Raw genomic sequence first — 8,438 nt, 5'->3', positions numbered from 1 at the left:
AATAAATGAATGTGATATACCTCCTATCCAGGCTAGAAATTCTTTTTCATCATAGACGGTGGCTGCGCGAATGCGGAGCCATGTTGGTTTCTTATCTCATAAAAAATAAAAGGTGATACATATTGTACATGCACAATATGTATCACCCTTCTACTGTTGGTTTATAAAAAATTTGATTATTTATTTCAGAAAGAAGATCTATTCCATTAATCTCTAAAAAATCCTTGACAAATGTTGTTGATCCCCCAATTCATTAATACTATCTTGGCCGTGTTCATGAGATTCTTGAATATGCTCTAAAAGTTGTTGTTTAATATCTTTTCTATTCTTTGAACTTATCTGATATTGCTTTAACTCTTCAAGAACTTCGTTTAAAAATTGTTTTTCTTCCATGGTCAATTTAATATAAAAAACATATTTTTGTAAATTTCTCAAACATGATCATCTTATTCCCCGCTCCAGCGGAAAAACCGTGAGGACAAAATGATCGACACGATGGCGACACCAATGAGAACCGCAACATCCACGCCATTCTCCCAAATCGGTGTGAAATTCCAGGTTTGCCTTGTTAAATCAATGACATAGTAAAGCGGAATGAGGTGAGCGATCATACGTAACACGTCTGGCATCCATTCAATCGGCATGGTCGCTCCCGATAAAAAAATCATCAAATTCAAGGCAAGTGAACTGATGGCTGAGGCAGTCCGAACGTTTTTGGCAATTGAATTGATCAACAGTCCGAACGGGAAGAAGGCAATCAGGCTTAATAGGATTGCCAACAAGGTACTTCCCAAATATTTCGGTACATGTAAATTGAAGACGAGGTATCCAAAAACGAGAATAATTACGGCGCTGATGGTAAAAATGACGGTTCCCTGCACGGTTTGCGCCGTTAACACCATCCAAGGCCTTACTGTTGTGACCTGATAGCGTCGCAAAATGCCTTTTTCACGATAGTTGGCCATCACCGTTCCGATTCCGAAAAACGCAGTGGTCAAGATGTTCACGGCAATCCAGGACGGGATGTAAGCATTGCTGTAAGTCATCCCACCGATTTTTGCGCTTCCGAACATCGCCCCGAATAGCCAGATCATCAGAACCGGAAACAAAAAGGTCCAGAACACGGCCATTTTTTCTCGAAAAAATAACTTTGTTTCCATTACCGACAGTTTCACAATTTTATTCATGCTGATCGCTCCTTTAACAGGTGGACAAACAAATCATCCAGCGTGCCTCGCTCGAAACGGAATGCGGTCACTCTCCAATCACGTTCTTCACATTCTTTTAAAACCAAATAGGCGGAACGCTGGAGATTCTCCGTTTGAATTCTCACCCGATTTCTGGATTTCTCCATGTGAATCACGCTGGGCAGGGCGATCAAAACATCGGGATCCACATCGAAACTCTCAAACGCTAGGTAGTTTGTCGCCAGGTCTTCGAGCAACACATTCGGTTTTCCAAGTGCCCGGATTCGGCCATCGTACACCATGGCGATCCGATCGCAAAGTTTTTCGGCTTCTTCCATATAATGCGTTGTCACCAGGATGGTGGTTCCTTGTTCCTTAAGGGTATGGATGACTTCCCACAACTTGCGGCGTGCTTGCGGATCAAGCCCCATGCTCGGTTCATCCAAAAACACGATTTCGGGTTGATGCAAAACAGATAAAGCGAGCGTTACCCGTTGCTTCCAGCCACCGGAAAGATCCTTGAAATACGAATTGAGTTTGTCTTCCAAATGTAACTGTTCAATGATGGCCTTCAGTTCTTGATGTGTGTTGTAAAAAGATGCAAACAGATTCAACGCTTCTTTGACCTTCATTAACTCCTGAATGGATGTGTCCTGGAACTGTACCCCAATTTTTTTATTTAATTGATAGCGGTCGGATTCCTTGCCGGGGTCAAGGTCGAGTACGTGTACCTTTCCGGAATCTCTTTTCCGCAGTCCTTCCAGAATCTCAATAGTTGTAGTTTTACCAGATCCGTTCGGACCAACAATCCCGAAAATTTCGCCTTTTTCGACAGTAAAAGAAATCCCCTGTACCGCTCGAGTTTCCCCGTACTGTTTCATTAAGCCTTCAACTTCAATGACATGTGGCACTTTTTTCTCCTTCTCTCATAAATAAATTTTTACTCTTCAGACTTGCATCATAAAATCAGTTTTGTTTTACAAAAATGGTTCTTCCGGCAGCCACCCTTTGTTTTCAGCAATGGCGACGGCATCCATCCGGTTTCTCGCTTCCAGCTTCTGAATAATTTCGGAGATGTAGTTGCGGATCGTAGCTGGAGAGAGATAGAGAGTTTTACTGACTTCTTTGACCGAATCTCCCTTCTTCAGGTGCAACAAAATCTCGGATTCTCGTTTCGTGAGTGGGTTTATTTCTTCCATCATGGAAAAAGTAAGGTGCGGGCTAAAGACACGCTTGCCCGCGTGAATTTTTCGCAGTGCTTCCGCCAATTCGGACACGGGCATATCTTTTAGCAAATAACCCATTACTCCGGCCTTCACGGCACGTTGCAGGTACCCGCTTCGAGCGAAGGTAGTCACGATGGCGACCCGGCATTTACTGCCTTCATCCCTCAACTTTTCCGCTACCTCCAGCCCGCTTAACAGCGGCATCTCAATATCGAGAACGGAAATATCGGCGGTTTTTTCCCGAATCAGCCGGAGGGCCTGTTTACCATTGTCGGCTTCCCCGACAATTTCAATATCTTCTTCCAGGGCAAGCAACTGGCTGACCGCGCCCCGAAGCATTCCCTGATCTTCCGCAATGACAATTCTCATTGGATTCCCTCCTTCGTGATCGTCGGTTTCTTGACTTTCGGCACGATAATCGTGATTTTCGTTCCTTTTGTTTCCCCGGTTGTCATTTCGAGTTTTCCCTCGATCAGCAATAACCGTTCTTTCATGCCCAACAGGCCGCTGTGAAACTGGTCGTGATTTTCCTTCGCAATGCCGACCCCATCATCCTCCACCTGAAGAATGTATCTTCCAGGTTCTTCTTCAAGGCGGATTGTGCATCTGTGCGCGCCGCTGTGTTTCACGACATTGGTAACACATTCACGAAGACACAGGCTCAGGATATTCCGGATAATCGGCGGGGCTCCTGAAAGTTCATCATTCCGTTCCACTTTGAATGAAATCCCGGCAGACTCGCAAATTTGAGCCGCCTGTTGGCACTCCTCACCGAGATCGATGGACTGCATATCACTTATCAGTTCCCGCACCTGCAACAAAACGGATCTTGAAATATTCTGGATCTCACGGGCTTCTTTTGAGGCTTGATCGGGATTCTGGGGAATCAGCCGCTCCACCAATTCACCTTTCAACGTAAGCAGAGACAGGGTATGGCCCAGCGTGTCATGAAGATCACGGGCGATTCGCTGGCGCTCTTCATTTTTTATCAACCGGGAAATTTCATCATTGGCATATTGTAACCCCAATTTCATCTCATGTGATTTCCGGATCATTCTCACCATATAGGGCAACAGGAAAAGAATAAGAAGAATCGAATACCAGCCGAGGTACAATGGATTCGACTCTCGCAAGAAATAGAACCCAGCCGACCCGGCAAAGAGCACAGCCATGAGTACAGTCATCCCAGTAATTTTACGGAAGGATGAGTACTTGCCGATCACCAAAGCGGGATAAAAGCCGAAGCTCAATTCCCACGGGTTCAAGAAAGCCCCCCATAAAGCAATCGCGACCAGTTGAACAATGATGAAAAAGGTTCGGTGTTTCGCATTCAAAATGCTGATCAAATGAGCTGTTGCGATTATAAAAAACAAAAGATAGTTGTACCCAGTCTGTTGTGGAAAGATAATCAGAGAAATCAACGGGGGAAGCAACATCATCGTTTCCCACGGGAGTCTGATACGAGCCATTTTTTACCCCCTTCTTCATTTTGGTCTATCATACCATATGGTTTTGAGTCAGTGACCCTAACCTTTATTATTTGTTATCGGGGTTCCGGAAATTTGAGCTTGTTTCCCGCGTTTCAGCCACATCGGAACCAACCAGATCGAAAGTAAGAAGACCACCACATGGACCGGCTGTGCAATAACTCCGAATTTATCTGCCGGAGGATTGGCCAAAACATTGAGCGACGACAACAGAGTGACACCTCCGGTCAGCAGAACATAATAGACTGAAGGTCTTGCAGTTTTTTGAAACCACTTTACGAAAATCATTGCCCCGGCGATATTTGCGATGATCGAAGCAACCGCAATGGAGATCCAATTTAACTGGGAGAACCACAGGCCTGTTACAGCACCTAACAGGTAAGCCGTGGCAACACCGGCAGCTCCTGAAATAACTCCAGCATATAAACCGACTAATAAACCTTTTCTCATTATTACTTGTGCCTCCTTGATTTATTGTATTAAAAGTATATCGAAAAGCCGACGGGGCCGGTAGTTATGTATATCACTTCTTTGAAATGATATATATCATTTTTTTAGAAGGTTTTTCGGATGGATTCATGTTATTAAAAATGACTTTTTAAGGAAAAATGGCAGCAAAATCTACGGATGCTACCTTTACCCCTTTAGTAGAGGGAAAACATTTTTGTGGATGGGATCAATTGTAGTCCCACTAGCCCGTTCGTTCCCCTCAGGCTTCCTCTGTTAAACCATTAAAAATGGCCAACCAGAAAATAAATTCCGATTGACCTCATTATACAAACGCGCCCTTTAACGAAATTGGCAAGGGCTATCTAATTGTCAAACAATCCTCTTCTATTCAAATTCGCAGTCACAGGTTTTTTCCTAATTCACGAGACCATATAGATAACTGACCTATATGATGTATTTCGTGAGCAATGATATGGCGCATACCTCTCCGTATAGGTAAGGGGTTGACGTTATCGCTCCCTTTTCCCTTCGTTCACACCGTACTTGAAACTTTCATCTCATACGGCGTTCCAACTAATCCAATTCATTCAATCCTATGTATCTAATGAAGTAAATTTGCAATTCTAAAATCAGATTACAGTATTTTTCCATTGTTTTCGCAGTTCATTGACCTTTTCTTTCTGTTTTTGATCAAGTTGGAAAGAATGAAGTAAGGTTTTAATTTTTTCAGTATCTTCTAAATGAACAAGTCGGCTTGTAGTACCTGTTCTTTCGTAAGTGTTTTCCATATTTCACCAGATTCCTTTATTTTTAGTATATTTCGAATAGAGGGCTTATCTTTGTTTACATGATATAAGAAATCTTTTATTACAGGAAGAACAGGTAAGCGGTAAGCCAGCATAATCTAAAAGTATGTAGCGTTTTGACTGGTTCTCTAATAATACTTCTTGAACCTTCATTTTTCGTTCCTCCTTTTAAATATATTAGCAGAATAAAGAAATATCTTATCTTATATTATACAATTAATACTAAATAGAAATCGTACATAAAACGAGTATAAAATAAAAAATAATAGTGGATAATCCATGTTATATTAAACATAGAGTCCACTATTATTATAGTATGGTTAACTAAAAGAGGGTTTTTTCGATTTTACCGTTTTTCATGACAATTTGGATAGTGTCGTTATTGGCTAGTGAATCAATATCTTCCAATGGGTTCCTTTTTACGACGATAATGTCTGCTAATTTTCCTTGTTCGATCGTACCAAGTTTATCATCCCAGCCTAGACATTCTGCTGCTGTCTTTGTTGAAGCAACAATTGTTTCCATTGGGGTCATACCACCATTGGCCATTAAGCCAAGCTCCCGTAAATTTGTGCCATGCTTCATCACACCAGCATCGGTGCCCATTGCAATTTTCACTCCTGCTTTATAAGCCTTTGTGAAGCTTTCCTTGTGTTGTTCAATAACTTCCTTGGACTTTTGCACAGCAGTTGACGGCATTCCAACTTGTTCAGCCGTTTCCAGCACGGCAACCGGCGCAAGTAAGGTCGGTACTAAATAGGTGCCATTTTCAAGCATTAATTCAATTGCCTCTTCATCGATAAAAATACCATGTTCAATCGAATGAACGCCTGCTTTTACTGCATTTTTAATTCCCTCAGCACCTTGCGCATGAGCCATTACTTTTACCCCTTTACGAAAACGGCCTTCCTCGACAATTGTTTTTAATTCTTCCAACGAAAATTGCGTGAATTCCGGATGGTCTGTTGCACTTAACACACCGCCTGTCGCATGGACTTTAATCACTTCGGCACCAGCACGTAGCATTTCGCGTGTTTTTTTGCGAACTTCCTCAACACCATCACATTTTCCATTTGGCATCCCTGGAAAGTCGGATGGCAAAATATCCATTACATTGCCAGAAACAGTATAGCCATCTCCATGTCCACCTGTAATCGTCAAGGCATTAATACTTAATTGCAATCGAGGTCCGGGGATTAGTCCCTCTTCAACTGCTTTTTTCACCCCTAGATCCGTTCCCAGGGCATCACGAACCGAAGTGATTCCGGCATGAAGTGTTGCCTTCAAATATTCAGCCGCCTTATAGTACATGAAGGAAAATGGTGTTGCCAGTTTTTCAGCGACCGGCTGATATTCCATCATCATATGCACATGTGAATCTATTAACCCTGGTAGAATAGTTCCACCCTGGGCGTCAATTATTGTTTCTTCACCAGTAGCGGCATAAGCCTTTTCCGGTCCTGCATAAGTAATTTTCTCCCCATCAACAACTACTACATGATCCTTCTTTACCTCTCCGCCATTTCCATCAATTAGCAATCCATTTTTTATAAGTTGTTTCATTTCACAGTCTCTCCCTCTACAATGTTTGAACTAGTATACCTGCTATCACAACCGACGCGACGGTAACCGTGGTAAAACCACCAATAAGCATCGGTGCCAATAATTCATCAAAAATCTGCTTTTCCTCTTGTTTATTTCTGGATACACTTCTTGCAACTTCTTCACAGAGAAGATAGTCACCAGGGAAACCAAAAAGCGCTGTTAATGCGACAGGCATGCCTTTATATGGATGCCATTTGAACAATTTTGATGTAATATATCCACCAAGGGCTATTCCGAATGTACCGATCACTAGGATTAAAATGATCTCAGGCAAATTATCCAGTACTTCTGATGGTGTTACTCCTGCCATTTGACCGATTACAACAAAAATGATACCAATCATCACAATCGTAAACGAATTTGCCTTTTCAAGTGATTTCGCTTCAAAGAATCCAAGTGTGTGACCAATAATCCCAAATACCAGGCACCACAAACTGTAATGTATCGGTGTTATTTCCCCAAGCGCAACACCGATCGCTGCTCCAACAAAAACAATGAATAATTTAAGTGTCATACTGGATTTTATCGGACTTGACTTTTTCGTTTCCGCGGGCTCTGTAGTCGCCGCAGCTTCATCAGCCATCGAAACAAATGTCCCATGATCCATTTCACCCTGAATGCGCAATGCATATTTCCGCATAAAATTCATCGCCAGTGGCATCCCAAATACCCCCTGAAAAGCGACAACTAATGCTGGGATAATGATTAGCGACTGCAGGCCGATTTCCGTCAATTTTTCAGACGTAATAATTACCGCAATAATTCCTCCACTAATCGGCCCAACTCCAGCAACTGCAGTTGGATAATCAAAAATGAATGGAATAATTCCCAAAATTAATATCCCCGAAACAATAATGCCCCCTAAAGCAATCCCAACCGCTTTTATTTGTTGTTTCAGTAGAGAAAAGGGAATCATCGTACCCATATGCAAAATAGCGGGACCAATAAGAATGGCGCCCAAAGCAGGAAATTGTGATTTTTCGAGAATGTCATCAGGGAAGATGCCTGTCCAGACACAAACTAAAAACCCAACCATCGCGGTTAACAGCATTGGAATCCTGGCTCTGGAAATAATGGATAGCCACTCACCTAGTGCGATTAGAGAGAAGATCATAACTGTAGCAATTATCGGATTATTTAACATATTAGTCCCTCCTTTTTCTATAATGTTTGATAATATATCACATTGAAAATTGTTTGTCTACAAACTTTTTTGACATTTAAATAAAATTAATTGAATAGTTGAACGACAAAATTAAATTAAGATTTCAACATTATTGTTCTAACAATAAAGAAAGCGATTACCAGTGATGATACTTCTTTGATGGGAATGGAATAAATTACAAATAAAAAATTTTGTAATACGTATATTACTGACCATGAGAACCATTAATAGCGATGTTAGAACCGCAAAAAGTATAACTGGTAAATATGGCACCAATAATGAACTAAGAATCATCACGATTCCAGCGGCCGTAATTGGAATTCCGTAAAAAGCACCATCAAACTCTTTAACATTGTAACGTGCTAATCGAACTGCAACACACAGAATAAAAGGATAGTCTTTTTGAATATCCTTCTGAACCAAAAAAGGATCTGCATCGAGCAAATCCTTTTTGATTGCGCCCCTGAAATAATAGGACAGTAGGACGGCCTTGAAATACTATATTTTTTCGC

The 8,438-nt window shown here is 41.7% G+C and carries 8 protein-coding genes and 3 pseudogenes; all 11 read right to left on the bottom strand.

Annotated elements, in window-relative coordinates; all coding sequences use genetic code 11:
- Positions 1-193 precede the first annotated feature (193 nt).
- Positions 194-393 (bottom strand): annotated as a pseudogene (locus IEX12_RS19255) (hypothetical protein); the annotation flags it as partial.
- A 53-nt stretch (positions 394-446) separates the two neighbouring features.
- The gene (locus IEX12_RS19250) at positions 447-1,187 is read right to left on the bottom strand and encodes an ABC transporter permease (RefSeq protein ID WP_188725718.1); all 741 of its coding nucleotides are present in this window, start codon (positions 1,185-1,187) and stop codon (positions 447-449) included.
- Complete coding sequence (locus tag IEX12_RS19245; protein WP_188725717.1) at positions 1,184-2,098, bottom strand: ABC transporter ATP-binding protein; 915 nt, start codon at positions 2,096-2,098, stop codon at positions 1,184-1,186. The genes IEX12_RS19250 and IEX12_RS19245 overlap by 4 nt, the downstream gene beginning before the upstream one ends.
- A 66-nt stretch (positions 2,099-2,164) precedes the next feature.
- On the bottom strand, positions 2,165-2,782 hold the full coding sequence (locus tag IEX12_RS19240) for a response regulator transcription factor (RefSeq protein ID WP_088049898.1): 618 nt from the start codon (positions 2,780-2,782) through the stop codon (positions 2,165-2,167).
- A complete protein-coding gene (locus IEX12_RS19235) occupies positions 2,779-3,882 on the bottom strand; it encodes a sensor histidine kinase (protein WP_155555641.1) in 1,104 nt (367 codons plus the stop codon). The genes IEX12_RS19240 and IEX12_RS19235 overlap by 4 nt, the downstream gene beginning before the upstream one ends.
- A gap of 57 nt (positions 3,883-3,939) precedes the next feature.
- Positions 3,940-4,350 (bottom strand): hypothetical protein, encoded by a 411-nt coding sequence (locus tag IEX12_RS19230; RefSeq protein WP_188725716.1) that lies wholly within the window; start codon positions 4,348-4,350, stop codon positions 3,940-3,942.
- A gap of 362 nt (positions 4,351-4,712) precedes the next feature.
- Positions 4,713-4,831: pseudogene (locus IEX12_RS19225) on the bottom strand (DinB family protein); the annotation flags it as partial.
- A 273-nt stretch (positions 4,832-5,104) separates the two neighbouring features.
- Positions 5,105-5,215: pseudogene (locus tag IEX12_RS23560) on the bottom strand (tyrosine-type recombinase/integrase); the annotation flags it as partial.
- Positions 5,216-5,480: 265 nt separating this feature from the next.
- Positions 5,481-6,719: a metal-dependent hydrolase family protein gene (locus tag IEX12_RS19220; RefSeq protein WP_188725715.1), complete on the bottom strand. Its 1,239-nt coding sequence runs from the start codon at positions 6,717-6,719 to the stop codon at positions 5,481-5,483.
- A gap of 16 nt (positions 6,720-6,735) precedes the next feature.
- Complete coding sequence (locus IEX12_RS19215) at positions 6,736-7,905, bottom strand: hypothetical protein (RefSeq protein ID WP_188725714.1); 1,170 nt, start codon at positions 7,903-7,905, stop codon at positions 6,736-6,738.
- 138 nt (positions 7,906-8,043) lie between these two features.
- Complete coding sequence (locus IEX12_RS19210; protein ID WP_188725713.1) at positions 8,044-8,349, bottom strand: CDP-alcohol phosphatidyltransferase family protein; 306 nt, start codon at positions 8,347-8,349, stop codon at positions 8,044-8,046.
- Positions 8,350-8,438 lie beyond the last annotated feature (89 nt).

This window comes from Lentibacillus populi (assembly GCA_014642895.1).
Lineage (GTDB): Bacteria > Bacillota > Bacilli > Bacillales > Amphibacillaceae > Lentibacillus_C > Lentibacillus_C populi.
The sequence above is the reverse complement of the archived record's forward strand: the minus strand, read 5'-3'. Positions and strand labels throughout refer to the sequence as shown.